24 protein-coding genes, 1 tRNA gene and 2 pseudogenes are annotated in these 25,603 nt (G+C 65.6%); 17 read left to right on the top strand and 10 right to left on the bottom strand.

The window, feature by feature from the left end; all coding sequences use genetic code 11:
* Nucleotides 1–44: 44 nt before the first annotated feature.
* Both BKY27_RS10840 and BKY27_RS10835 read right to left on the bottom strand, forming a co-directional pair.
* Nucleotides 45–578 (bottom strand): hypothetical protein, encoded by a 534-nt coding sequence (locus tag BKY27_RS10840; protein ID WP_199559098.1) that lies wholly within the window; start codon nucleotides 576–578, stop codon nucleotides 45–47.
* Nucleotides 575–1,312: a 16S rRNA (uracil(1498)-N(3))-methyltransferase gene (locus BKY27_RS10835; protein ID WP_071674499.1), complete on the bottom strand. Its 738-nt coding sequence runs from the start codon at nucleotides 1,310–1,312 to the stop codon at nucleotides 575–577. The genes BKY27_RS10840 and BKY27_RS10835 overlap by 4 nt, the downstream gene beginning before the upstream one ends.
* A gap of 12 nt (nucleotides 1,313–1,324) precedes the next feature.
* Here BKY27_RS10835 and ubiA point away from each other — a divergent pair, with 12 nt between their 5' ends.
* The 9 genes from ubiA (at nucleotide 1,325) to BKY27_RS10790 (ending at nucleotide 11,989) form a co-directional block, all read left to right on the top strand.
* A complete protein-coding gene (gene ubiA, locus BKY27_RS10830; RefSeq protein WP_071674498.1) occupies nucleotides 1,325–2,296 on the top strand; it encodes a 4-hydroxybenzoate octaprenyltransferase in 972 nt (323 codons plus the stop codon).
* 53 nt (nucleotides 2,297–2,349) lie between these two features.
* Entirely contained in the window at nucleotides 2,350–4,284 is a 1,935-nt protein-coding gene (locus tag BKY27_RS10825; RefSeq protein WP_071674497.1) for an OmpA family protein, read from the top strand.
* Nucleotides 4,281–4,607 carry a hypothetical protein gene (locus tag BKY27_RS10820; RefSeq protein ID WP_071674496.1) on the top strand — a complete coding sequence of 109 codons (327 nt, stop codon included), beginning with the start codon at nucleotides 4,281–4,283 and terminating at the stop codon, nucleotides 4,605–4,607. The genes BKY27_RS10825 and BKY27_RS10820 overlap by 4 nt, the downstream gene beginning before the upstream one ends.
* Nucleotides 4,608–4,771: 164 nt before the next feature.
* Entirely contained in the window at nucleotides 4,772–5,077 is a 306-nt protein-coding gene (locus BKY27_RS10815; RefSeq protein ID WP_158514978.1) for a DUF2628 domain-containing protein, read from the top strand.
* Between the two features lie 40 nt (nucleotides 5,078–5,117).
* A complete protein-coding gene (locus BKY27_RS10810) occupies nucleotides 5,118–5,912 on the top strand; it encodes a uracil-DNA glycosylase (protein WP_071674494.1) in 795 nt (264 codons plus the stop codon).
* Nucleotides 5,909–6,508, top strand: coding sequence for a metallophosphoesterase family protein (locus BKY27_RS10805; protein WP_071674493.1), 600 nt, complete (start codon nucleotides 5,909–5,911; stop codon nucleotides 6,506–6,508). Before BKY27_RS10810 ends, BKY27_RS10805 begins: the two co-directional genes overlap by 4 nt.
* Nucleotides 6,505–7,047, top strand: a complete 543-nt coding sequence (gene moaB, locus BKY27_RS10800) for a molybdenum cofactor biosynthesis protein B (RefSeq protein WP_071674492.1) — start codon at nucleotides 6,505–6,507, stop codon at nucleotides 7,045–7,047. The genes BKY27_RS10805 and moaB overlap by 4 nt, the downstream gene beginning before the upstream one ends.
* Nucleotides 7,048–7,178: 131 nt before the next feature.
* Nucleotides 7,179–8,597 (top strand): efflux RND transporter periplasmic adaptor subunit, encoded by a 1,419-nt coding sequence (locus BKY27_RS10795; protein WP_324609996.1) that lies wholly within the window; start codon nucleotides 7,179–7,181, stop codon nucleotides 8,595–8,597.
* On the top strand, nucleotides 8,594–11,989 hold the full coding sequence (locus tag BKY27_RS10790) for an efflux RND transporter permease subunit (RefSeq protein ID WP_071674490.1): 3,396 nt from the start codon (nucleotides 8,594–8,596) through the stop codon (nucleotides 11,987–11,989). Before BKY27_RS10795 ends, BKY27_RS10790 begins: the two co-directional genes overlap by 4 nt.
* A 9-nt stretch (nucleotides 11,990–11,998) precedes the next feature.
* On the opposite strand, the gene BKY27_RS10785 is transcribed toward BKY27_RS10790, so the two are convergent.
* From BKY27_RS10785 to tsaD, 5 genes are all read right to left on the bottom strand, one after another.
* Nucleotides 11,999–12,226, bottom strand: coding sequence for a hypothetical protein (locus BKY27_RS10785; protein ID WP_071674489.1), 228 nt, complete (start codon nucleotides 12,224–12,226; stop codon nucleotides 11,999–12,001).
* 316 nt (nucleotides 12,227–12,542) lie between these two features.
* On the bottom strand, nucleotides 12,543–12,962 hold the full coding sequence (locus BKY27_RS10780) for an EVE domain-containing protein (protein WP_071674488.1): 420 nt from the start codon (nucleotides 12,960–12,962) through the stop codon (nucleotides 12,543–12,545).
* Complete coding sequence (locus BKY27_RS10775; RefSeq protein WP_071674487.1) at nucleotides 12,962–13,231, bottom strand: YciI family protein; 270 nt, start codon at nucleotides 13,229–13,231, stop codon at nucleotides 12,962–12,964. The genes BKY27_RS10780 and BKY27_RS10775 overlap by 1 nt, the downstream gene beginning before the upstream one ends.
* A gap of 6 nt (nucleotides 13,232–13,237) precedes the next feature.
* Complete coding sequence (locus tag BKY27_RS10770; protein ID WP_071674486.1) at nucleotides 13,238–14,182, bottom strand: NAD(P)H-dependent glycerol-3-phosphate dehydrogenase; 945 nt, start codon at nucleotides 14,180–14,182, stop codon at nucleotides 13,238–13,240.
* A complete protein-coding gene (gene tsaD, locus BKY27_RS10765) occupies nucleotides 14,179–15,261 on the bottom strand; it encodes a tRNA (adenosine(37)-N6)-threonylcarbamoyltransferase complex transferase subunit TsaD (RefSeq protein WP_071674485.1) in 1,083 nt (360 codons plus the stop codon). Before tsaD ends, BKY27_RS10770 begins: the two co-directional genes overlap by 4 nt.
* A 48-nt stretch (nucleotides 15,262–15,309) precedes the next feature.
* On the opposite strand from tsaD, the gene BKY27_RS10760 reads away from it, so the two are divergent.
* The 6 genes and pseudogenes from BKY27_RS10760 to BKY27_RS10735 all read left to right on the top strand — a co-directional run.
* A complete protein-coding gene (locus tag BKY27_RS10760; protein ID WP_071674484.1) occupies nucleotides 15,310–16,011 on the top strand; it encodes a uroporphyrinogen-III synthase in 702 nt (233 codons plus the stop codon).
* Between the two features lie 95 nt (nucleotides 16,012–16,106).
* The gene (locus BKY27_RS10755) at nucleotides 16,107–17,402 is read left to right on the top strand and encodes a COG4223 family protein (protein WP_071674483.1); all 1,296 of its coding nucleotides are present in this window, start codon (nucleotides 16,107–16,109) and stop codon (nucleotides 17,400–17,402) included.
* A gap of 12 nt (nucleotides 17,403–17,414) precedes the next feature.
* Entirely contained in the window at nucleotides 17,415–19,013 is a 1,599-nt protein-coding gene (locus tag BKY27_RS10750; RefSeq protein ID WP_071674482.1) for a heme biosynthesis protein HemY, read from the top strand.
* Between the two features lie 43 nt (nucleotides 19,014–19,056).
* A tRNA-Thr gene (locus BKY27_RS10745) sits at nucleotides 19,057–19,132 on the top strand.
* Between the two features lie 100 nt (nucleotides 19,133–19,232).
* Nucleotides 19,233–20,072, top strand: coding sequence for a flagellar motor protein MotB (locus BKY27_RS10740; protein ID WP_071674481.1), 840 nt, complete (start codon nucleotides 19,233–19,235; stop codon nucleotides 20,070–20,072).
* A 97-nt stretch (nucleotides 20,073–20,169) separates the two neighbouring features.
* Nucleotides 20,170–21,390 (top strand): annotated as a pseudogene (locus BKY27_RS10735) (flagellar hook protein FlgE); the annotation flags it as partial.
* Between the two features lie 35 nt (nucleotides 21,391–21,425).
* Here BKY27_RS10735 and BKY27_RS20360 read toward each other — a convergent pair.
* The 3 genes and pseudogenes from BKY27_RS20360 to BKY27_RS10720 all read right to left on the bottom strand — a co-directional run.
* Nucleotides 21,426–21,563, bottom strand: a pseudogene (locus BKY27_RS20360) (flagellin N-terminal helical domain-containing protein); the annotation flags it as partial.
* A 216-nt stretch (nucleotides 21,564–21,779) separates the two neighbouring features.
* Nucleotides 21,780–22,121, bottom strand: a complete 342-nt coding sequence (locus BKY27_RS10725) for a hypothetical protein (protein WP_071674480.1) — start codon at nucleotides 22,119–22,121, stop codon at nucleotides 21,780–21,782.
* Nucleotides 22,118–22,402, bottom strand: a complete 285-nt coding sequence (locus tag BKY27_RS10720) for a rod-binding protein (RefSeq protein WP_071674479.1) — start codon at nucleotides 22,400–22,402, stop codon at nucleotides 22,118–22,120. Before BKY27_RS10720 ends, BKY27_RS10725 begins: the two co-directional genes overlap by 4 nt.
* 2,029 nt (nucleotides 22,403–24,431) lie before the next feature.
* Here BKY27_RS10720 and BKY27_RS20145 point away from each other — a divergent pair.
* Both BKY27_RS20145 and BKY27_RS10710 read left to right on the top strand, forming a co-directional pair.
* Nucleotides 24,432–24,908, top strand: a complete 477-nt coding sequence (locus BKY27_RS20145; protein WP_158514977.1) for a flagellar hook-length control protein FliK — start codon at nucleotides 24,432–24,434, stop codon at nucleotides 24,906–24,908.
* A gap of 13 nt (nucleotides 24,909–24,921) precedes the next feature.
* Complete coding sequence (locus BKY27_RS10710) at nucleotides 24,922–25,581, top strand: flagellar hook capping FlgD N-terminal domain-containing protein (RefSeq protein ID WP_071674477.1); 660 nt, start codon at nucleotides 24,922–24,924, stop codon at nucleotides 25,579–25,581.
* Nucleotides 25,582–25,603 lie beyond the last annotated feature (22 nt).

Raw genomic sequence — 25,603 nt, 5'->3', positions numbered from 1 at the left:
TGACGCGCTTCGAAGGCCCTTGATGGGTGGAAACGCGAGGAGTGTCAATTCAGAGACGGACGCGCCGGGACCGCTTTTCGCCGCGCCCAGATCACCTCTTTCATTTCGGTCGGTGTTTCGAGTTTGCGCAGCATCGCGGGCACGTTGATCCCCGGTAGCCGCATGAAGGCATCGAACAGCGCCTCGGCCCCGCTGGCGGTCACCGGAATGTGAAGCGGCGGCTGACCCGGCTGGGTCAGAATCCAGACCGCGGGATGGCTGCGGTGGTCGAGCATGAGCGAGGTCAATTCGTCGATATCCGCCACGCCGCCATCGAGCGGTCCGAAATATGTGACGCGGGCCTCGTCGATCTGCACCACGCCGGGGCCATCCTGCGCCTTGCGGAACCGCCCGCGTTGCAGCCCTGCGACCACGACCAGCCCGCCGATGACCATGATCGCCACGCCAAGCCAGAACAGAAACACCGAGCCGCGCACATCGGTCAGGGCATAGCCAAGCACGATGACGGCGAGGCCAAACAGGCTCTCGCGCCAGCGCCGGATCGCAGCAAGCGCCTCGGGCCGCAAAAAGCCGCTCACCAGTCACCTCGCGTGGCCTGAAACAGCGTCAGGGCCGCAACGACCGCGGTATCGGCGCGCAGGATACGGGGGCCGAGCGGGATCGACAGCGCCTGCGGCATGGCGCGCAAACGGGCGCGTTCCGCGTCGGAAAACCCGCCTTCGGGGCCAATCAGGATCGCAGCCTTTTCGCCACCTCCAGCGAGAAGCTCCAGCGGATGCGACGCGCCGCCCCCGGACAGGGTTTCATCGCAGAAGATCAGCCTGCGGTCTTCGGGCCAGTCCGCCAGCACCCGGTCGAGCTTTTGCAGATCGTCCACCGGCGGCACATAGGTGCCGCCGCATTGCTCCGCCGCCTCCACCGCATGGGCCTGCAACCGGTCTTGCCGAATGCGTTCGGAATTGGTGAAGTCGGTCTGCACCGGACAGATCCGCGCCGCGCCAAGCTCTGCCGCTTTTTCGACGATGAAATCGGTGCGCGCCTTCTTGATCGGCGCGAATAACAGCCACAGGTCCGGCGGCATCCGCTGCGGACCGGCCTTGACGATGCAGGCCAGCAGCCCGCCCCGCTTGCCTGCCTCGACAACCTGCGCGGTCCATTCCCCGTCGTGCCCGTTGAACAGGGCGACGTCTGCGCCCACGGCAAGCCGCATCACCCCGAACAGGTAATGCGCCTGCTCCCGCGACAGCGCGACGGTTTGCTTTTCCCCAAGCGGATGCTCTACGAAGAGGCGGATTTTGGCACGCGACGACATGGGACGGACCATATGACCGGCACAACCGAAACGCCAGAGGGACAGGTGCATGACGCGGTGCGCGGGAACTGGGTCGATACCATCGCGCCTGCACCTCTGCGCCCCTATCTGCGCCTCTCGCGCGCGGACCGTCCGATTGGCAGCTGGCTGTTGCTTTTGCCCTGCTGGTGGGGCCTTTGGCTGGCCGCCGCCGCCGGGCAACCAAGGTGGGAAGACCTCTGGATTTTCACGGGCTGCGGCATCGGTGCTTTCCTGATGCGGGGCGCGGGCTGCACATGGAACGACATCACTGACCGCGACATCGACGGTGCCGTCGCGCGCACCCGCTCGCGGCCCATCCCCTCGGGGCAGGTGACGGTGAAGCAGGCGCTGCTGTGGCTGGCGCTGCAATGCCTGATCGCGCTGACGATCCTTCTGACCTTCAACAGCGCCGCGATCCTCATGGGAATCATCTCGCTCGCGCCCGTGGCGATCTATCCCTTTGCCAAGCGGTTTACGTGGTGGCCGCAAATCTTTCTCGGCATCGCCTTCAACTGGGGCGCGCTGCTGGCATGGGTGGCGCATACCGGCAGCCTCGACGGGCCGCCGGTGGTGCTCTACTTGGCCGGAATGGCGTGGACGATTTTCTACGACACGATCTATGCCCATCAGGACAAGGAAGACGACGCGCTTATCGGGGTGAAATCCACCGCCCGCCTGTTCGGCGATCGCACCAAGCCCATCCTGCGCCTGTTCCTGATCCTCTCCGTCACGCTGATGGCCATTGCCATCATCATGGCGCTGACGCCCATGGCTGGCGTTTTGTCGCTGGTTCTGGCGCTGGCTGGCGCATGGGGGTTTGGCTGGCACATGGTCTGGCAGATGGGCAAGCTTGACATCGACGCCCCCGACACCTGCCTGATGCTGTTCCGGTCCAACCGCGACGCGGGGCTGATCCCTGCGCTGTTTTTCGCCGCCGCGGCACTGGTTTCATTGAACCTCTGACTCCAAGCCGTTAAAGCCATGCTATATCACTTGTCGGGGCAAGTTTCAGACATATGCGTTTAGCTTATCTCTTCGCCGTTATCGGGGCCTTTCTGCTTGCCGCCGTTCTGAGCCTTGGGGTCGCCGTCGTCGGCGCAAAACAGGTCGAGCAGCAATCCGTTGCCTCCGTCAATTCGATGATGCGCCAGCAAGGCCTGGACTGGGTCGAGATCGGCGCTGACGGCCTGCGGGTGGTTCTGGCCGGAACCGCACCGGACGAGGCCGCGCGCTTTCACGCGCTGCGCGCCGCAGGCGAGGTGGTGGACAGCGATCGCGTCGTCGACACCATGCATGTGCTGGACCCCGAGGGGATCGAGCCGCCGCGCTTCTCGCTGGAAATGCTGCGCAACGAAGACGGGGTGTCGCTGATCGGCCTTATCCCCGCCGCGCAGGGCCGCGAGAGCCTGACCCAAGGCATCGACGATCTGGCCGCCGGGTTGCACGTGGCCAATATGGTCGAGATCGCCGACTTCCCGATCCCTGAAAACTGGTCAGCGGCGCTGCGCTTTGGCCTTCAGGCTCTAGGCGAACTGCCGCGCGCCAAAGTGTCGGTCTTTGACGGGCAGGTCGTGGTCGAAGCGGTCTCCGACAGCCCCGCCCAAAAGGCCGAATGGGAGGCCTTCCTGCGCAACAATCGGCCCTCGACCATCGACCTTGTCATGGACATCTCGGCCCCGCGCCCGGTGATCACACCCTTTACACTGCGCTATGTTCAAACCCCCGAGGGCGGCCATTTCGAGGCCTGCTCGGCCGGAACCGAAGACAGCCGCACCCGTATTCTTGCCGCCGCCCGCGTCGCCGGGCTGACCGGCCCGGATAGCTGCCGTATCGGTCTGGGCGTGCCCTCGCCGAATTGGCCCGCAGCCGTGGAACAGGCGCTGTCCGCCGTCAGCCGGTTCGAAAATGCCACCGTCACCTTTTCGGATGCCGACATCACGCTGATCGTGGCACAAGGCACCCCCGCGCCATTGTTCGACGAGGTGATCGGAGAACTTGACGCCGCCCTGCCCGAGGTGTTTTCGCTGCACGCCGTGCTGCCGCCCCCGCCGCCCGAACAGGGCAACGAGGATGGCCCCCCGACCTTTACCGCCACCCGCAGCCCGGAAGGCTATGTGCAACTGCGCGGCCGCCTGCCCGACGACCGCATAACCGAGGCCGTGCAGGCCTATGGCACCGCCTTGTTCGGACGCCAGAATACCTATCTGGCCACCCGCACCGACGAAGAGCTGCCGACGGGCTGGTCGCTGCGCGTGCTGGCCGGGCTGGAGGCACTGTCGCACCTGAACAACGGGGCCGTGGTGGTGGAACCCGACACCGTGCGGATCACCGGCAATTCCGGCAGCGAAGACACCACATCGGACCTGTCGCAGCTGATGGGCGACCTGTTGGGCGAATCCGAAGGCTTCGAGATCAACGTCACCTATCAGGCCAGCCTCGACCCGCAGACCGGCCTGCCGACCCCGCAGCAATGCCTTGACCGGGTCAACACAGTCCTGTCTCAGCGCAAGATCACCTTCGATCCCGGCTCGGTCGAGATCAACGAAGAGACCGGCCATATCCTCGACGATCTGGCTGAGATTCTGCCTGACTGTTCCCATGTGCAGATGGAAATCGGCGGTCATACCGATAGCCAGGGCCGCGAGGAAATGAACCTGCGCCTCAGCCAAGGCCGCGCGGATGCTGTTCTAAACGGGCTGCTCGCGCGGCGTGTCCTGACGTCGAACCTGACGGCGCATGGGTATGGCGAGACCCGGCCCATTGCCTCGAACGAGACCGAAGAGGGCCGCGAAACCAACCGCCGGATCGAATTCCTGCTGGCCTCGGACGTGGCCGAACGCGACGCCCGAGAAGCCGCCGAGGCCCGCGCCGCCCTGTTGGCCGACGCGCCGCGCCCGGTGATGCGGCCCGATAACCTTGTGCCCGACGCGGGCGAGGAGAACACCGAATGAACCGCACCGAATTCATCGTTGTCATCGCCATCATCCTTTTCGTGGCCTTCGCCATCGGCTGGTTCGCCAATTGGCTGGTCCATCGCCTGACCCGCGTTTCAGGCGTCGATATGAACGAGCTGGAGGAAATGGCCAAGGCGCTGCACGATGCCGAGGAAACCCGCGATCAGGCGATCAGCTACCTTCAGCATCGAGAGGCGGAACTGACCAACCAGATCGCCCAGACCGAAGCGGAACTGCGCGCCGCGATGGATGGCCTGCGCGAAGCCCGGCAGGAGGCAGAGGAAATGCGCGCCTATGTCGAGCAGCAGAACCTCGGCTAACGGGCGGGGGCGATGTACTGACGCGAACGGGAACCCTTGTAAAACAAATCTACATTGATCGTTCCACCAATCTGGCAGATTGTTATCTTGCTTAAGCCATTTAAACAGGTATCGTCTAAACGCGAGTTCTTTTCCGTGGCGTAAATAGGTTGGGAGTTAATCCAGTGTCCGAGGTTTCGAGATTAGACCGCCTTAGAGGCGAGGCAGCAACGCAAGAGGCGGAAGTTGACCTTTTGGCAGAAAGCTTTGACGAATCGACTGGATTAAGCTGGCTGTGGGCGTTTCTTTTCGGCCCACTTTATTTTCTGGCCCATGGCTTTTGGCAGCGCGCATTGCTGGTATTATTGCTTAATTTTTTCATAATTGGTTTCTTTGTGGCGCCATTCTTAGCATATCCCGCTTGGAAAGCTCGAGCGAAAGAAAAAGCCGAAAAAATGTTGCTGGTTGATCGCGTAAGGAGCGGTCGTTAAGCCGCTTTACTGTCTCGGTTGTCAGCCCTAGCTTGGGCCAATGGAGTCGCCCCTCGAGTATCACGATGCGCTGGCCTTGCTGGAATGGCAGGTCGAGCTTGGCGCCGATGAGGCGATTGCGGAGGCTCCCGTGGATCGCTTCCTCGTGTCAGCCGAGGCCGTGGCAACACAGACCGCTCCGACCGCGCCACGCGTGCAGCAAGCCGCCCCTGCGGTAGCCCCGAAGGCAGATCTGGACCCGGTGGCCGAGGCCCGAAAGGCCGCCGCCCGCGCCCACGACCTTGAAGCGCTGCGGGCAGAGATGGAAGGTTTTGGCCATTGCGACCTGCGCCACGGCGCGCGCAGCTTCGTCTTTAGCGATGGCACACCGGCGGCGCGGCTGATGATCGTCGGCGAAGCGCCCGGACGTGACGAAGATATGCAAGGCAAGCCCTTCGTCGGGCGGGCCGGGCAGCTTTTGGACCGGATGTTTGATGCCATTGGCATGGGCCGGGATCACCCGGACGCGGCGCAAAGCCTTTACATCACCAATATCCTGCCATGGCGACCGCCGCAGAACCGCGACCCCAGCCCCGCCGAAATGGCGATGATGCTGCCCTTCGTGCAGCGCCATATCGAACTGGCCGCGCCGGATGTTGTGGTGATGATGGGCAATATCTCGTGCCAAGGGTTGCTTGGGCAACGCGGCATCACCCGCCTGCGCGGCACGTGGCAAGAGGTCGTGGGCCGCCCGGCCCTGCCGATGTTCCACCCCGCCTACCTGCTGCGCCAGCCTGCCAAGAAGCGCGAGGCCTGGGCGGACCTGCTGACCCTGAAAGCGTGGCTCTCGACATGAACATTCTCGCCTTTTCCGACCTGCACATGGCGCGTGCCCGCGCCGCCGATATCGTGACCGCCAGCGCCAGCGCCGACCTGGTGATCGGGGCTGGCGATTTCTGCAACATGCGGAAAGGGCTGGAGGAGGCGATGGCAATGCTGTCAGGCATTTCCGCGCCTTTCGTCGTGGTGCCCGGCAATGCCGAAAGCGAAGCAGAATTGCGCGCGGTTGCGGGGCCGGGCGTAACCGTGCTGCACGGCGATGCGTGCGAGATTGACGGTCTCACGCTCTTCGGTCTTGGCTACGGCGTGCCGAAGACGCCCTTTGGCGACTGGTCCTGCGACCTGTCGGAGTCCTATGCCGCCGAATTGCTGGCGGGCTGCGACAAGGCCGATATCCTGATCACCCATTCGCCACCCAAGGGCGTGGCCGATGTGACCTCCCACGGGCAGTCTGTCGGCTCGACCGCCATCCGCGCGGCGATTGAACGCATCCGCCCGCGTCTGGCGCTTTGCGGTCATATCCATGACAGTTGGGGCCAAGAGGGACATCTGGGCGCGGCCCGCGTCGTCAATCTGGGTCCGCGCCTCAACTGGTTCGAGGTCACGCCATGAGCCGCATCGACGAGAGCAAAGACTTCATCCCTGTCCGCGTCGCGGTGTTGGCCGTGTCCGACACCCGCACATTGGCCGAGGACAAATCCGGCGACGTGTTGGAGGGGCGCATTCTTGACGCCGGGCACATCCTTGCCGACCGCAAGATCCTGCGCGACGAACGCACCGAGATTGCCGCGCAACTGCGGGCGTGGTGTGCAGACCCCGACATCGACGTGGTGATCTCGACCGGCGGCACCGGCCTGACCGGGCGTGACGTGACGGTCGAGGCGCATCGCGATGTCTACGAGAAAGAGATCGAGGCCTTCGCCACGGTCTTTACCATGGTCTCCTATCAAAAGATCGGCACCAGTGCCGTGCAAAGCCGCGCCACCGGCGGCGTGTCGAACGGCACCTACCTGTTCGCGCTGCCCGGCAGTTCCGGAGCGTGCAAGGATGCGTGGGATGAAATCCTTCGCTGGCAGCTCGATTATCGGCACCTGCCCTGCAATTTCGTCGAAATTTTTCCCAGACTCGACGAACACAAGCGACGGAAGTGATCGGGACCAACGTGAAACCTCTTGCTTGGCCTATTGTGGGCCACGCACTATCTGTTCGCTAACAGACGTCCACAAGGCCGCGGCCCATGCGCTTTTTCCGACGCTCCCTTGCGGGGCTTTTCCTGATTTGTTTGACCGTCGGACTGTTGTTCGTCGCAGGCTACACGATGTGGACAGCCATGCAGACCCGCATGGCCGAAAGCGTGCGGCCCGCCGTGGCCCGCGAACGCGTGTTCACCGCCGAAGTCGTGGCAATGGAGGCGCAGACCGCCACCCCCATCCTGACTGCCTTTGGCGAGGTGCGCAGCCGACGAACGCTGGAATTGCGCGCGCCCGCCGGAGGCACGGTGATAACCCTCGCCGACGGTTTCGAAGACGGTGGCGAGGTCGCGGCGGGTGCATTGCTGATGCAGATCGACCCGGCCGAGGCACAGTCGGCCCGCGATGTGGCCGCCTCTGACCTGCGCGAAGCGGAAAATACGCTGGCCGAGGCCGAGGCCGCCGTCGGGCTGGCCCGCGAAGACGTGGAAGCCGCCCGCACACAGGCCGAATTGCGCGACCGGGCCGCCACGCGCCAGCAGGATCTGCTGGACCGGGGTGTGGGATCGGCTGCTGCCGTGGAAACGGCGGAACTGGCCGCAGCCGGTGCCCATCAGGCGGTGCTGTCGCGCCGCCAGGCCCTCGCGCAGGCCGAGGCGACTTATGATCAGGCGGGCACCACGCTCGACCGCCGCCGGATTGCCTTGTCAGAGGCGGAGCGTATGCTGGCCGAGACCGAACTGCGCGCCGAATTCGCGGGCGTGCTGGCCGATGTCGGCGTGGTTCAGGGTGGGCTGGTCAACCAGAACGAACAGGTGGCCACACTGATCGACCCCGACGCGCTGGAGGTGTCCTTTCGCGTGTCAACGACGCAATATGCCCGGCTGATCGACGCTGACGGGCGGCTGCCCGAAGCCGAGGTAACGGTTGTGCTGGATGTGCTAGGCGCCGACATCACCGCCCCGGCGCGCCTGACCCGCGAAAGCGGTGCGGTGCAACAGGGGCAATCGGGCCGGTTGCTCTTTGCCGAGTTGCAGGAAACGCGCGGCTTCCGGGCCGGCGATTTCGTGGCCGTCCGCTTGCAGGAACCGCCACTTGAGGGGGTCGCCGTGCTGCCCGCGACCGCGCTTGACGCTGAAAACAGGGTTCTGGTGCTGGACGATGAAGACCGGCTCTCCGAGGTGCAGGTCACGCTTTTGCGGCGTCAGGGCGATGATGTGATCGTCCGCGCGCCCGAGGAGGTCTACGGGTCCGATGTGGTGGCTGCCCGGACCCCATCGCTGGGGGGCGGCATCCGGGTCAACCCGCTGCGCGCGCAGACCTCTGCCGCCGCCCCGGCAAACCCCGACACCATCGCGCTCGACCCCGACCGGCGCGCGCGGCTGATTGCGTATGTCGAAGGCAACGGCTTTATCCCCGATGACGTGAAAGACCGGATGCTGCGCCAACTGCGCGAGGACGAGGTGCCGAGCCGCATGGTCAGCCGCATCGAAAGCCGGATGGGCGGATGAGACAGCTGCCAGAGAGCGCGGGGGGTATCCTCTCCTACTTCACCCGCCATGCGACGGCGGCGAACCTGCTGTTGGTTATCCTGCTGGTGGCCGGCCTTGTCAGCTTTCCCCGGATGCGGGCGCAGTTTTTTCCCGACGTGGTGATCGACAATGTCTCGGTCAGCGTGACATGGACCGGCGCGGGCGCCGAAGACGTGGATCAGGCCATCGTCGCTGTGATGGAACCTGTGCTGCTGTCGGTCGAGGGCGTCACCGACAGTTCCGCCACCAGCCGCGAAGGCCGCGCCTCGATCCAGTTGGAGTTCGAACCGGGCTGGGATATGGGCCGCGCCGCCGACGATGTTCAGGTCGCCGTCGATTCCATCTCGACCCTGCCCGAGGATGCCGACGATCCGGTGGTGCGCCGCGGCGCGTGGCGCGACAGGGTGACGGATGTTGTCATTTCCGGCCCCGTGGGCGTCGACCAGCTTGGCCGTTTTGCAGATGAATTCGTAGCGCGATTGTTCGACCAAGGGGTGACGCGCACAACCATCCGCGGCGTGGCCGCCCCCGAAATCGTGGTCGAGGTGCCCTCGGCGGCGCTGATCCGCAACGACATCACCATGGCCGACATCTCTGCCGCCATCGCGGCAGAGGTCGACACCGCGCCGGCAGGCGACGTGACCGGGGCAAATGCCCGCGTGCGCACCGGCGTCGCGCGGCGGAGCGCCGTAGACATCGCGGAAATCGTGTTGCGCTACGATACCGACGGTTCGGCCCTGACGATTGGCGACGTGGCCGCTGTGCACGAACAGGGCATCGACCGCGAACAGGCCTATTTCGTGGGCGAAACACCGGCCATGTCGGTGCGCGTGGACCGGTCCGACCGGGGCGACGCCATCGGCATCCAGCGCACGGTGGAAGAGGTCGCAGCCGAGATGGAACTGACCCTGCCCGATGGTGTGCAGATCCAGTTGATCCGCACTCGGGCCGAGGCGATCACTGGCCGTCTGGACCTGTTGCTGAACAACGGCTTGATGGGTCTTGGCCTTGTTGTGATGCTGCTGTTCCTGTTCCTCAACGCGCGCACGGCCTTCTGGGTGGCTGCGGGGATTCCGGTGGCGATGCTGTCAGCCATCGCGGTGATGTATGCCGCCGGGCTGACCTTCAACATGATCTCGCTGTTCGCGCTGATCATCACGCTCGGCATCGTGGTCGATGACGCCATCGTGGTCGGGGAACACGCGGATTTCCGGGCAAGGCGGCTTGGCGAAGGGCCGGTGCTGGCGGCCGAGACCGCCGCGCGCCGCATGGCCGCGCCTGTTTTTTCCTCGACCATCACCACGGTTCTCGCCTTTGGCGGTCTGGTCGCCATCGGAGGGCGGTTCGGCGACCTTATTTCCGATATCCCCTTTACCGTGATCGCCGTGCTGCTGGCCAGCCTTGCCGAATGCTTCCTGATCCTGCCAAACCACATGGCCCATGCCCTCAGCCATTCGGCCAAGCAGCATTGGTATGACTGGCCCTCGCGCGTGGTGAACAAAGGGTTCGGCTGGGTCCGCGAAACGCTTTTCCGCCCGTTGATCAAGCTGGTGATCTGGGCCCGCTACCCGGTGTTGGCGGGCGTCATTGCGATTCTGGCCAGCCAAACCGCGCTGATCGTGCGCGGTGACGTGACATGGCGGTTCTTCAATTCGCCGGAACAACCCTCGGTCTCGGGCAATTTTGCCATGCTGGAAGGCGCCACGCGGGACGACAGCCTGGCCATGCTGCGCGAAATGCAGCGCGCCACCAATGCCGTCGCCACCCGCTACGAAGACGAATACGGGGTGAACCCTCTCGACTTCGTGTTGGCGTCGCTTGGCGGCAATACGGGCCGGGGGCTGGCGGCGGCTGACAACAAGGATGCAGACCTGCTTGGGTCTATCGCCATCGAGTTGATCGACGCCGACCTGCGACCGTATTCCAGCTTTCAATTCGTGGCCGAGCTTCAAGACGAGATCCAGAACCACCCGCTGGCCGAGGCCGTCAGCTTTCGCGGCTGGCGCGGCGGTCCGGGCGGCGATGCGCTGGACGTGCAATTGTTCGGGGCCGGGGCCGAGGTGCTGAAGGACGCCGCCATGGCGATCCAAACCGCGCTTGGGGCCTATCCAGAGGTATCGGCGCTGGAAGACAGCCTGGCCTATGACCGCGAGGAGATGATCCTTGACCTCACGCCGCAGGGGCAGGCGCTCGGTTTTGATATCGGCTCGCTCGGGCGCACCCTGCGCAACCGTCTCAACGGGGTCGAGGCCGCGACCTTCCCTTCGGGCGTGCGAACCGCCTCGATCCGGGTGGAACTGCCCGAGGGCGAGCTGACCGCTGATTTCCTGGACCGAACGCTGCTCAGGGCCAGCTCTGGCGAATACGTGCCACTGGCCGATCTGGTTTCGGTGTCCTCGCGCAGGGGCTTTTCGACCATCGACCGCGAGAACGGGCTGCGGCTGGTCTCGGTCACCGGCGACCTGAACGAAGACAATGCCGCGCGCGCCGAAGAAATCATGACCGAATTGCGAGAGGTGATCCTGCCGCAGATCGAAGCCGATTACGGGGTCAGCTATCGCCTTGCCGGTCTGGCCGAGCAGGAAAACGCCTTTCTCAACGATGCACTGGTGGGTTTCGGCCTGTGCCTGATGGGAATCTACCTTGTGCTGGCGTGGATCTTCGCCAGCTGGACCCGGCCCATGGTGGTGATGGCGGTGATCCCCTTTGGCCTGATCGGTGCGATCTATGGTCATAACCTCTGGGACGTGCCGCTGAGCATGTTCTCCGTGGTGGGACTGATCGGGATGACCGGGATCATCATCAACGACTCGATCGTTCTGGTCACGACGGTCGATGAATATGCCGCCGACCGGGGGCTGCTGCCTGCCATCGTCGATGCCGTGGCCGACCGCCTGCGGGCGGTGATGCTGACCACGATGACCACGGTTCTGGGACTTGCCCCGCTGCTTTACGAGCGGTCGGCTGATGCGCAGTTCCTGAAACCCACGGTCATCACGCTGGTTTATGGCCTCGGTTTCGGCATGGTCATCGTGCTCTTGGTCGTGCCCGCGATCCTTGCCTTGCAACAGGATATCGGCCGCCAGATGCGGGCCTTGCGGCGTGGGCTGCAAATGGCAGCGCGGGCACCTTGGGTGACCGCGGCGGTCGGTCTGACCATGGCCGGGATCGCCGCCCTCTTCGCCGCAACCCTCGGGGCCTGGGCGGTCACCGGGGCACTCTGGACGCCACTTGCCGGACTGGTCCCTGTCGAGGGGATTCAGGGCGCGCTAGTGCTGTTCATCGCGGGAACGGCGGGATTGTGCCTGACGGTATGGCTGATCGGACTGGCGGTGGCAGGTGCGTTGCACGCGCGCGGGCGGGCCGCCTGAGGCGGTATTCTACCCATGGCAGCCGGTCATCTCGACGGCGCGGCCATCGCCCAGCACCGTGATCCGCAGGGTCGAGCGGTCGAGCGCGAAGGGTCCCGCATCGGGCGGCACGATCCGCAGCCCGTCCGAGATCGGCTCCCGCGGTTTGGACTTCAGAACTTCGACCGTCGCCCGCTTGCACCACTTGGCAACGTCTTGGTGTTGATCCTGTTCTACGCGCTGATTGATCCACTGCATCAATCCCTTATCGCTTGAAACCTTGGTTCGGTTGCGCGACCGAATCTTGCGATCGTTGTCTTCGGTCTGACGGCGTATGTCGTCTTGGCGCTACCGTGAGAAGCTTTTCGCACAGTAATTCTTCCCGTCCAACGAAAGGACCAGAACACCAAACCCGAGGATCGAACATCTAGGACTTGCCCTGCGGCTTGGACAACGTGGGGCGCCTGACCACTATAAAGCCGCCACCGGCTGACCCTGCCGCGACGATCCTTTGGATGCCCAGGGTCACACATCCTTTTGACCGGAGTGAATAGGAGATGAAACAAACACAATCCTAAGCGGAAAAGGCACCCATCTGGCAGACCGCCTGCCATTCTTCATCGGTCACGGGTTGAACAGAGAGGCGCGAATTTCTGACCAGCACCATATCCGCAAGGCGCGGCTCCTCCTTGATCTCGGCCAGCGTTACCGGGCGGGGGAACGGGGCGACGGCCTTGATATCCACACACTCCCACCGGGGATCGTCGGTGGTACTGTCCGGGTGCGCCTCGACGCAGACTTCGACCACGCCGACGACGGATTTTTCCTTCAGCGAATGGTAGAAGAAGCCCCGATCGCCAATTTTCATCTCGCGCATGTAATTGCGGGCCTGGTAATTGCGGACGCCGTCCCATTCCTCGCCCGCTTCACCCTTGGCGACCTGATCGTCCCACGACCACGTGTTGGGCTCCGACTTGAACAGCCAGTAGCGCATCAGCCGATTACCTTCTTCCACGCCTCGATGCGGGTTTTCTCGAAAAGGCCCGCCTTGGCATAGGGGTCGTTTTCGGCCCACGCCAGCGCCGCCGTGCGATCTTCGGCCTCGATCACGACGAGCGATCCGATCATGTCGCCGTCTTCGCCCAGAAAGGGGCCGGCGAGCTGCGCCTTGGTCTGATCGAGATAGGCAAGATGGGCGTCGCGGTTGGCCTTGCGGGTTTCCAGGTGGCCGGGTTTGTCGGTGCAGATGACGGCGTAGAGCATGGGGGATCACTCCGGTTTCAAGGGACGGTTGAGAAGCGCAGCCATGGCATCCTGCACGGAAAGTCCGCCTTGACACAAGGCGGCGACCACATCGGCAATCGGGGTGTCCAGATATTGATGGCTGGATAGTTCCTGCGCGGTGGCGGCCCCTTCGATGGTGGCCTCCGGGTCGAGCGGTCGGGCGCCAGCGAGCGCCTGGCCGTGGCGGTAGTTACGGGATTTGTCCGAGGTGCAGGTCAGCACCAGATCGCCAAGGCCGGAAAGGCCGGACAGCGTGTCATCCTGCGCGCCCTTGGTTGCCGCCACCCGGCGCATCTCGGCAAAGCCGCGCGCCATCAGGGCGGCGCGCGCGCTCTCGCCAAGGCCCGCCCCCATCACCACGCCTGCCGCGATCGCGATGACGTTCTTCAGCGCGCCCCCCAATTCCGCGCCGATCACATCGGTGGTGCGATAGAGGCGCAGGACCGGGGTCGACAGCCGTTCCTGCAAAGCCGCGCCGATGGCGTCATCGGCACAGGCCAGCGTCAGGGCCGTGGGCAGCCCGGCAGCGATATCGGCGGCAAAGCTTGGGCCGGTCAAGGTGCCGGGGGTCACTTGCGGCATATCCCGCGCGATCAACTCGCAGGGGCTGAGGCCGGTCGCCAGATGAATGCCCTTGGCACAAGAGAGCACGGTTGTCGCGTGCCCCGGCAAGAACGGAAGCACCTCGGCCAGTTTTTGGGTCGGCACCGCCAGCAACAGGAGGTCCGACGTCAGGTCGTCGATCCGGCCCGTCACCCGCAAGCTGTCTGGCAGGCTATGCCCCGGCAAGCGGCGGGCATTCTCGCGCGCGGCCTGAATCTCGGCGCCCCCCGAGCGCGCCCAAAGCGTGACCTCGGCCCCGGAGCGGGCCAGTGAAATGGCCAACGCCGTGCCGAAGGCCCCTGCCCCGGCAATGTCGATTCGGCTCATGCCTTGGCCCCCTTCTTGCCCGACCCTATCAAGGCCGGGCTGGTGCGGTCGAGCGGCCAGCGCGGGCGGGCGGCAAGGTCCATCCCATCGCTTCGGCCTGCGCGAAATGCCTCCAGCCCTGCCCACGCGATCATCGCGGCATTGTCGGTGCACAGCCGCAGGGGCGGCGCGATGAAGGGCAGGTCGTGGCTGGCGGCGACCTTTTCCAACGCCGTCCGCAGGGGTTGGTTCGCGGCTACGCCGCCCGCCACGGCAAACCCCGTCAGGTCAGGTTGACCGGCGAGGGCACGGCGGGATTTCTCGGACAACACATCGCGCACAGCCGCCTGGAACGCGGCGCAGAGGTCCGCGCGATCCTGCTCTCGCATGCCGCCCTGTTCGGCGACAACTGCATCGCGGGCGCGCAAAACTGCGGTCTTGAGGCCGGAAAAGGACATGTCGCATCCTTGGCGGTCCAGCAGCGGGCGCGGCAGGGCAAAGCGCAAGGGGTTTCCTTGGGCGGCGGCCTGCTCGACCGACGGGCCGCCCGGTTGCGGCAGGCCGAGCAGTTTGGCGACCTTGTCAAAGGCCTCGCCCGGCGCGTCGTCGATGGTGCCACCCAGCCGGGTAAACGCATCTGGCCCATCCACGCGCAAGAACTGGCAATGCCCGCCAGAGACCAACAGCATCAGATAGGGAAAGGCCACACCATCGGTCAGGCGCGGGGTCAGCGCGTGGCCCGCAAGGTGGTTGACCCCAACCAGCGGCACGCCCAAGCCCATGGCCAGCCCCTTGGCGCACATCACACCCGACAGGACGCCCCCGATCAGGCCCGGTCCGGCGGTGACGGCGATGGCGTCGACCTCGGACAGGTAGATGCCCGCCTGCGCCACCGCCTGCTCGACCATTAGATCGAGCCGTTCGGCATGGGCGCGCGCGGCAATCTCGGGCACCACGCCGCCATAGGCCGCGTGCAGATCGGTCTGGCCGCTGACGACGGACGACAACAGTTCTGCCCCGTTGCCCTCGGCGCGCAGCACAGCAGCAGCGGTATCGTCGCAGCTGCTTTCTAGGCCAAGGATGGTCAGGCGATCGGTCATGTCGGGTGTCGTTGCAGAGGGGGTCACTCGCAGGTAACACTCCCCCCCATGCCTGACAATGCCGTGCCCGTGCTATTGCTGACCCGTCCCCGCCATCAGGCGGACCGCTTCGCGGCGGCAATGCAGGCCAGATGCGGACCAGTCGATACCCTGATCGCCCCGATGCAAGAGATCGTCTTTTACCCGGTGCCCGACCTGCCCGACGGGGCGGTTTTGGTCTTCACCTCGGAAAACGGGGTGCGCGCTGTGGCAGACGTGTGCTTGCAGGGTGTCACAGCCTATTGTGTGGGCACCCGCACAGCCAAGGTCGCCCTAGAGGCCGGGTTTGACGCGATTTCGGCCCAAGGCACGGCGCACGAACTGACCGCGCTTCTGCTGCGCGACGCGCCGCAAGCGCCGGTGGTCCACTTGCATGGCACACATGTGCGGGGGGGCGTGGTCGCGCGTCTCGGGGCGGCGGGGCTGCGGGCCGAAGGGTACACGGTCTACGCGCAACGGGCGCTGCCCCTGACGGACACAGCGAAAACGCTGCTGACCTCTGACCGGCGCGTGGTGGTGCCTCTTTTTTCACCCCGAAGCGCCGCGCTCTTCGGCAGGGACTGCCCGAACGCCGCGCGGCCCGAAATCTTGTGTATCAGCCCGGCGACACGCGATGCCCTGCCACTTGGCTTGCAGGAAAAGGCGATGATCGCCGAAACCCCCGATGGCGAAGCGATGCTCAGGGCTGTGGCGAGACAACTTTGCCACTAGCCCTTGCCCGCCGCGCCATGCGACCCTTTGTTTTGACTCGGCGCTGTTGGAGTATTGGCCACGGCGCATCCATTTGACTGGGAAGGAATGAAGCGGTGCCCGAACCGACGAAGACACCCAATGACGAAGACGTAACCGCAACCGAAACCGAACAGGCCGAGGGTCGCACGGACGCGCCCGAGATCGTCGCGCAAGATGCGATCGAGGATGCCGAGGTTGTCGACGATCCCACGGGGGACGCAACCGGGGATGACGCCGAAACCGGCCAAGATGCCCCGGCGGAAGAACCTCACGCCACAGCCGGGCCCACCCAGGCCCCAAGCGCAGAACCACAAGTGGTGCGCCGTAGCCCCGGCTTTGTGCCGCTGCTTTTGGGCGGTGTGGTCGCGGCTGGCCTTGGCTATGGCGCAGCGTATATGGGGTATCTGCCGACCAATGGTCAGAGCGACCCGACGGAAGCACTGGCCAGCCTGCAAGCCGCCGATGACTCTCAAGCCGGCGCGCTCAGCACTTTGCAGGACCGCGCCGCCGCGCTGGAGGACCAGCTTGCCGCCCTGCCCCCTGTGCCGGACCCGGTGGACCTTGCCCCGCTCGCCGCGCAGATCGAGGCGCTCGGCGGACGGATCGACACGGTCGAAGGCCGGATTTCCGACCTGACCGACCGTGTGGCTTTCCTTGAAACCGTGCCCGCAGGCGAAGGAACGGGCGGGAACAACACCGCCGCGACCGCCGCCGCCGTTGCGCAATTGCGCGCCGCGCTCGCAGAACAACAGGCCACTCTGGAGGCACAACAAGCCCAGAACACCAGCCTTGCCGAAGAATTGCGCGGCGTGGCTTCTGCGGCGGAAGAGCGGATATCAGCCGCAGAAGCACGTGCCGAGGCCCGCGTGAACGGCGCCACCGCACAGGCCGCGCTAGGCCAGTTGCGCATTGCGGTCGCCACGGGCGCACCCTTTGCCAGTGCGCTGGCCGACGTGACCGATGTGGCAGGCATCGACACCCCCGAGGGTCTCGCTGCTGTCGCAGACACCGGTGCCCCCAGCCTGGACGCCTTGCAAACCCGCTTCCCCGCAGTCGCGCGCACAGCCCTGCCGATTGCGATCCGCGAAACCGCCGGCGACGGCGCCATGAACCGCGTCACCGCCTTCCTGCAAAGTCAGGTCGGGGGCCGCTCGCTGGAACCGCAAGAAGGCGACAGCCCCGATGCGATCCTGTCGCGGGCCGAAGCCGCCGTGGCCACCGGCGATCTGACAACCGCCTTGGAAGAGGTGTCGGCCCTGCCGCAAGAGGCGCAGGATGTCATGGCCGACTGGACCGCCGATGCCCAGGCCCATATCGCCGCGACCGAAGGGCTGACGGCCCTGGCTGCCGCGCTCGACACCGTGAATTGAGGACGATTGCCCATGCTTCTCTGGTCTGTCCTGAAAATACTCATCTTCGTGGTGATCGTTGTCGCGCTGACCCTTGGGGTCGGGTTCCTGATGGAATCGAGCGACATGATGTTCATCACCGTCGCGGGCCGCGAGTTCGTGCTGACGCCGCTCTCGGCCGTGATTGCGGCGCTGTTGTTGCTGCTGGCGGTCTTCGTGATCCTGCGGGTCGCTGGCTTTCTCGTGGCGCTCATTCGCTTTTTCAACGGCGATGAGACCGCCATTTCCCGCTATTTCAACCGCAGGGCCGAACGCAAAGGCTATCAGGCGTTGTCAGAAGGGATGCTGGCGCTTGCATCGGGCGAAGGCCGCTTGGCCATCCGCAAGGCCGAACGGGCAGAAGGCTATTTGCGGCAACCCGAACTGACCAACCTGCTGGTGGCGCAGGCCGCCGAAATGGCTGGTGACACCGCCAAGGCGACAGAAACCTACAAGAAACTGCTGGCCGAGGACTCCACGCGCTTTGTTGGCATTCGCGGGTTGATGAAGCAAAAGCTCGACGCGGGCGACACCGATACCGCGCTTAAACTGGCAGAAAAGGCCTTTGGTCTGCGCCCCCAGCATGTCGAGGTGCAGGATACGCTTCTGCGCCTGCAAGCCGGTGCAGAGGATTGGGCCGGCGCACGCAAGACGCTTGCCGCCAAGCTGAAATCCAACACCCTGCCCCGCGACGTGCACAAGCGCCGCGATGCCGTGCTGGCCTTGGCCGATGCCCGCGACGCCCTGGCCGAGGGCAAGATCGAAACCGCCCAGAAAGAGGCAACCGAAGCCAACCGCCTGTCGCCCGATCTGGTGCCCGCCGCTGTCATGGCCGCGCGGATGGCGATCACCGACGGCAAGCCCAAGGTCGCCACCCGCGTGATCCGCAAAGCATGGGATGCAGCCCCGCACCCGGATCTTGCCGCCGCCTTTGCCGAGATCGAGCCGAATGAAACCCCGACCGCTCGACTCAAACGCTTTCGCGTTCTGCTGGCGGTCCATGCCGGATCGGACGAGATCAAGCTGCTCGACGCCGAACTGCACATCGCGGCAGAGGATTACGCAGGCGCGCGCAAGGCGCTCGGCGATCTGGCAGAGCGTCACCCCACGGCCCGCGCCCTGACCATCATGGCCGCCATCGAGCGCGGCGAAGGCGGCGAGGATCGCCTGGTGCGCGCATGGCTGGCCAAGGCAGTGACCGCGTCGCGCGGGCCGCAATGGACCTGCGAGTCCTGCGGCCATGTGCATGCCAATTGGCAACCGGTGTGCGCCCATTGCGACAGATTCGACACATTGTCCTGGACCGAGGCCCCGCAAAGCGAGTCGGCCCTGGCCGGACCGGCCCAGATGCTGCCCCTGATCGTCGGCGCCCTGGAAGACCGACGCGACACGCCCCCCGGGGACATGGAACAGGACGCGGACACACCGGACCCGGCCCGCCCGGAGACGGCAGATTCAGAAATCCTGGAGGCCGAGGCCATCGAAACCGAGCAGGAGAGAGACCCGCACGCCCCCGGCCACCTTCCACCCGACATGGGCGACGTCCGCGCCGACGACGAAACCGACAAGCCCACGCCTCCGACCGCAAATTAGGGCTGTTCAAGATCGGGCAGGCTTGCTATGAGCCTGCCCGCGTGCCGATGTAGCTCAGCTGGTAGAGCAACGCATTCGTAATGCGTGGGTCGGGGGTTCGAGTCCCTTCATCGGCACCAGTTTCCGCATTTCCCGCCCGATGGCAGGTTTATGGGTTAACCCTTCTTTCATTTCTGGATCATAGCTTGCCCCGAACCGAGGCAATACCGGGAACAGGCCATGGCGGCCCAGAACGACCTGCGTCCCATCATCATCAAGAAGAAAAAGGTAATCGGCGGCGATGGCCACCACGGTGGTGCATGGAAGGTCGCCTATGCCGACTTCGTCACGGCCATGATGGCCTTCTTCATGCTGATGTGGTTGCTCAACGCGACGACCGAACAGCAACGAAAAGGCATCGCGGATTATTTCAGTCCGACCGTCCCCATCAGCCGAATTTCCGGCGGCGGGGACGGCTCTTTCGGGGGGGATAGCCCGTTTTCCGAAACGGTCGTTGCCCAGAACGGCACCGGCGCCTCGGATCAACGCCCGACTGAGGGGCGGCAAGCCATGGGTATGCAAGGCTCCGACCACAGCCCCGACGCGCTTGAAGCCGCCGCCTTGCAGGATGTCGAGACCTCTATCCTCGGCGGCAACGGCGACTCGCGGCTGGAGGATGAGACCTTGCAACATGTGCAGACCCGCCTGTCGGACGAGGGGCTGGTGATCGAGGTCTTCGCCCGCCCCGGGGCCCCCCTCTTCACCGAAGACGGTCTGACACCGGAACCGTGGTTCGGCGACGTTCTGATCCTGATGGCAGACCTCTTTGGCACCGTCACCAACACCATCGCCGTGGCCGGGCATGTCCGCTCGGCACCCGTGGTGGTTGCGACAGATACCAGTTGGGACCGGTCCTCGGCACAGGCCCGCGCGGTCCGTGCGGCGCTTGAAACCGCGGGGCTGGACCGTAACCGGTTTCGCCGCGTGACCGGATTTGCCGACAGCAGCCCCGCCGTGTCAGACCCGATGGCCCCCCGCAACGACCGGATCGAGATCACCCTGCTCCGCAGCTATCCATAGCCAAAAACGCAGAGATTTTTATCCATTAGGCTCCCGTTAAGCGCGGCCGTGCTTGTCTTCAGCCTACGATCGAGATGCAGCAGAAAGGCGCATTGCCATGACCATTTCCTCCTCGCTCAACTCCGGGGTCGCCGGACTCAACGTCAATGCCAGCCGGCTGGCCACGATTTCCGACAATATCGCGAACTCGGGCACCTACGGCTACAAACGGGCGGTGACCAATTTCCAGTCGATGGTGATTTCCCAAGGCCACGGCAGCTATTCCGCCGGTGGGGTGCGCGTCATCACGGGCCGCATGGTCGAACAACGCGGCACGCTCATCACCACCGACAACCCGACCGATCTGGCCGTTGGCGGGCGTGGAATGCTGCCGGTGACGGCCGCCAGCGCGCTTGAGTCCGGCGATACCAACATGCCGGTCATGCTGGCCACGACAGGGTCGTTCCGCCCGGATGCCGAGGGGTACCTGCGATCTGAATCCGGGCTGGTCCTGTTGGGGTGGCCTGCCGATGGCGATGGCAACGTGCCCACCTTTCCCCGCGACACCACCGACGGACTGGAACCGGTGCGGGTTCACACCAACCAGTTCGCGGGCGATCCCACCACGCGGATGGAGATGACCGTGAACCTGCCCGCCACGGGAACAGAGGCCGGGGCGGCGGGCGACCCGGTCACCATGTCGACGGAATATTTCAACAATCTCGGAACATCCGAGGTGCTCGATGTCACCTTTACCCCAACGGTGCCCGCCAGCGGCACCTCGAATGAATGGACCATGACGATCCGCGACTCGGCGTCCGGCAACGCGGTCGTCGGTGAATACACGCTCGGATTCGATGATACCCGCGGCAGTGGCGGCAACCTTCTGACCGTCGCGGCCACCACCGGCGGCGCCTATGACCCGGCAACCGGGGCGATTTCGGTCAACGTCGATGGCGGCCCGATGGAGCTGAACCTCGGGCGCATCGGCGAACCTGGCGGCTTCACCCAGCTTTCGGACAGGTTTTCCCACGCTCCGGTTGTCAAGGACGGCTCGCCGGTTGGCAATCTGACCTCGGTCGAGGTGGATGGCGACGGTTTCGTGCACGCGATCTATGACAGCGGCTTCACCAGAACGGTGTACCAGATCCCACTGGTGGACGTGCCCAACCCCAATGGCCTGATCGCCCTGTCGAACCAAGCCTACCAGATCTCGCCCGACTCCGGCTCTTTCTTCCTGTGGGATGCGGGCTCCGGTCCGACGGGCGACGTCGTGGGCTTTTCACGGGAAGAATCGACCACCGACGTCGCCGGGGAATTGACCCAGTTGATCCAGACGCAGCGCGCCTATTCCTCCAACGCCAAGGTCATTCAGACCGTGGAGTTATCCTTGGCCGTGGCCACAGATTTGCCGGTCGAGATTTCCTCCTGCGTTTTGTTGAGGTTGGTGTTGACCGATTTCAGGGTTTGCAGCGCGACCATGGCGCTGGAGTTCGTCAGAATGCTGGACATGCCATGTCCTTCCTAATCTAGATCGGCGCCTTGGTTCCGCGCCCGTTTCAAACCTGCCTTCGCAGGTTCGCCCGAAACGTCCTTCTGACGCCTGTGCCGGCCCGGAACGGCCCGACACGCCACCGATGCGGTGCAGGTTCGACCCTTCACGGAAAGCTCTAACAACGCCCTAACAAGCCCATGGATTTCAGCAGGATTTTAGGAAAATCGGCAACATCACCGCCGTCTTTCGACATGCGTCACAGCCGCCCCGACGCGGCCACTTTGCCCGGCGGCATCGTAGCTGGAAAAACCGGCTGGCCGTACCAGCGCCGCGCGCCCATCGGCCACGCCCCTCAGCGCAGCCTCGACAAGGCGCGACAGGTGCCGCGCCCGTGACTGTAGCGCCCCGGCTTGTGCGGGGGCGATCCGGTCAGACCGGGCCAGCCGCCCCATCGCCTGCTCCAGCTTGGGGGTCAGGGCCGTCACCCCCGCGACATCGCCGGATTGCAGGTGGCATTCCAACCGGTCAAGCAACGCCTCGACCCTCGCCGCGGGCGTCCGTCCCGGCCAGCTCATGGCGCGCCACCCTCGCGGGCGACAAGGGCCGCGAACAGCGACTCGGCCAGCCCGATACCGCCGCGCGCGGCCATCGCCTGCGCTTGTTCTGTTCGCAGGAACGACGAAAACTGTTCTTCCCCGGCACCGCCACCAAAGCTCTGCCGGGTCGTGCCCAGCCCGGTCTGGCGCAGCATTTCGGCCAGGAAAGCGGCCTCCAGCTCCTGTGCGGCCTGCCGCAACGCGCGGTCCCGCGCGGGCGACAGGGGGGGCGGCGCGGCGGGGGCAATGGGTCCGGGCATGGAAACTCTCCTCAATTGAGCGCAGTATTCCGGTCCACGGGTAAAGATTTGGTAAGCTCTTGGCGCAATTGTCTTCGGAACGACCGGAAGAATTCTGGGGATGGATCGCGTGGACACTATTGTCGCCCTGCACAGGCTGTTGCCACCTGCCGCCACAACGGCCCTGCCGCCCGGCCCGACCACGGACCCCGCTTTTGGCGATCTGGTAACAGCAGCGGCCATAGTGGTAGCCGAACCGCCGCGGGGTGCGGCACCGACCCAGCCGCGCCCGACCGGGCCGGTGCAGATGACCGCCGCTTCAGGGGGACAAGCGGACCCGACCGCAGGGTGGGTGGCGGCAGCAGCCCCACCGTTGGCAGCGGACGACACCACGATGGTGGCGCAGGCCCCCATCAAGCCCCACATTGCGCCACTCAGGGCACAGACGACAGAAGAAGAGCGCGGCGCGACCGAGGGAACCGTTCCGAGAGAAGCGCCATCGCAGATGCCCTCCCCTGTCCCGCCTTCCCCTGTCGCGCCTTCCCCTGAACCCGTGGCCGCCCAACCAGCCGCGCCTGCCCCAACCCCGCCGCGCGAGGCAGACCCAACCTCTGCCTCCAGGCGGGCCGATCCGCCTCTGCGGCCCCCTCGGGGACCCGAGGATATGACGCCGCCTTCGGCACCCGACCTCCAGACCCGACAACCAAAGGCCGCACCTGTCACGGCCGGGGCGGATCGCCACCGGCCCGCTCTACCCGACCACCACGACAGGCGCGCGCGTGCGCCAGTTGCGCGTGATCCCGCGGGGGATTCCGCTGACACGGTCGCCAGACCTGACGCAACGCCCGCGACTGCGCCGGAAAACCCGTCGCCCCCGCGCGGAATGCCAATGCCGGAGGGTTCTGAGGCGACACCGGGCATCGCGGCACCTGCGGCGGTGGCGGAGGCGGTGACCCACGGCAACAGGGTTCAACCCCGCCCCGCGCCAGCGGCGCAAGGCGCGCGGTCCCCGCTGGCGCCATCCCGGCAAGACAATCCCGCCCGTGCGGCCCGCGTCCCGAAACCGGGCACGCCTGTGCGGCCCGTTCCGCCGCCCGCGAACCCGGTGCCAGAGGCGGCATCGCCGCACCCGGACGCGGCCCCCATGGGCGACACAACGGGGCCAAAGAACGCCCCTCCCACGCGCTCCGCCCCGCCGAGGTCCGGTCCTTCGTATGCGACGCCCGACCCATCAGCCTTCGCGGCCAGCGGCGATACTCGGTTTCACCCGACATCGACGATGGGGGCTGTCGGGCCGCCCCCCAAGGCTCCAGCCCCCACCGCACAACCGCTGTCAGGGGCCCAGCCGACGGGCGCGGGGGTCGGCGGCGCTTCGGGGACGCAGCCCGCCAAGAACGCCACGCCGACACGGATCTTCGGCCCCCAAAGGGCCATCCCGGATACCGGGCAACGCAACAACAGCCCCGCCGTGCCTGCCGCCGATCCGGTGCCCGCAGGCACGGTGCCAGATCTGTCATCACCGCGCCCTGCGCCGGCGCCCCCGATCACCGACACGCCGCCATCTGCCCCCCACCTTCCCCAAGCCCGGGTAGCGCCCGATCCCGCCCTTGGGCGGCGCCACCCCGCCGATGCAATGCCCGCCAGCCCAGCCTCGGCACCGCCGAAGGACAAAGCCGCCGCACCGCAAGCACCAACCGAACCGGACCACGGCACGCGCAGCACCGCGGTCCTCCGCCAATTCCTTGCACCGCAAGATCCCGTTGCCGAGCGGTTTCATCCCGCCTTTGCCCCCCTCGCTGCCCAACCCTCGGCGCCGCCAACTATTCAAGCGCCCACGCCGCTTGCTTCAACCAGCCTGCAAGGTCAGGGGGGCAGCGCGCCCGCCCCACCAGCGCCAACGCCAGCGCCGCAAGATGCCCCCTCCGGGCTGTCCGCACCTTTCGCTTCCGGGGACGACGCTCTGCCGCCAGCACCGGGCCGCCCAACCCCACTGGAACGCCCCGCGCCTGACGCATCCCGGTCACCCACCGCCCTCGACAGCCCAATCCCGGTGCCGCCATCCGATCCACCGCATCGGGCAGAGGTGCCGCCCCCCGCCCCCGCGCCGGACCGCCCGCAACAAATCGGCTGGCAGATCGCCCAGCGTCTCGGCAACCAGCCGACCCTGCCCGACCGGACAGCGCCGCTGGAACTGACGCTTGACCCGCCCGAGCTTGGGACCATCCGGCTCTCGGTCAGCCGGGGACAGGACGGCATGGTGCTGCACCTGCATGCCGACAATCCCGACACGCTCGACCTGTTGCGCCGTCACGCCCCGGCCCTGAGCCACGAGTTGCAGCGTCAGGGCCTCGAAAACAGCAGTTTCAGCTTTTCCGGCCAGCAGGGGCACCGCCCGCAACCAGAGCTTGCCCCACATCGCCCCCCCGATCAGGCCGCCGACCAGACGCAGCCCACCCCGGCCCCCGCCGCGCAATCACCCGTGCAGGCCCCGCGCGCGGCGCGGTCCGGTCTCGATTTACGCCTTTGAAAGGAGATCCCGAATGGACGTTTCCGCCACTGCCCAAACCACCGCGTCCGCCGCGGCGGCCGGCAACAGCAATCGCACGCTCGTCAATTCCGATTTCGAGACGTTCTTGCAGATGCTGACCACCCAGATGCAGAACCAAGACCCGCTCAACCCGATGGAATCGACCGAATTCGCCACCCAGCTCGCCACTTTTTCCGGCGTCGAACAGCAGGTGCGCACCAACGATCTTCTGACCGCCCTAAGCGACCGGATGGCGGTGTCGAGCATGGGCGATCTGGCCGGTTGGATCGGGATGGAGGCGCGCGCCGAAATGCCAATGTCTTTCGACGGCCAGCCGCTGTCCCTGATCGCCCCGGACAATCCGCAGGCCGACCGGATGGAACTGGTGGTGACCGATGCCGAGGGCCAGACCCTGCAACGCCTTCAGGTGCCCGAAGCAGACACGCCATTTCAATGGGCCGGGGTCACCACCGATGGCAGCCCGCTGCCAAACGCTGTGTACGGGTTCCACGTCGAATATTTCAACGACGACGTCCCAATCGACACTCGGCCCGCTCAGGGTTACGCCCGCATCGACGAAGCTCAAATGATCGACGGAGAGGTCTGGCTGTCGTTGCCGGGCGGCGTGCAGGTGCGCGCATCCGAGGTGCAGGCGGTGCGCGATCCCGGCTAGGCCGGGTCCGCCCGCCCAGCCT

The organism is Nioella nitratireducens (genome assembly GCF_001879715.1).
Taxonomy (GTDB): domain Bacteria; phylum Pseudomonadota; class Alphaproteobacteria; order Rhodobacterales; family Rhodobacteraceae; genus Nioella; species Nioella nitratireducens.
This window is presented reverse-complemented; position numbering and strand designations above follow the sequence as displayed.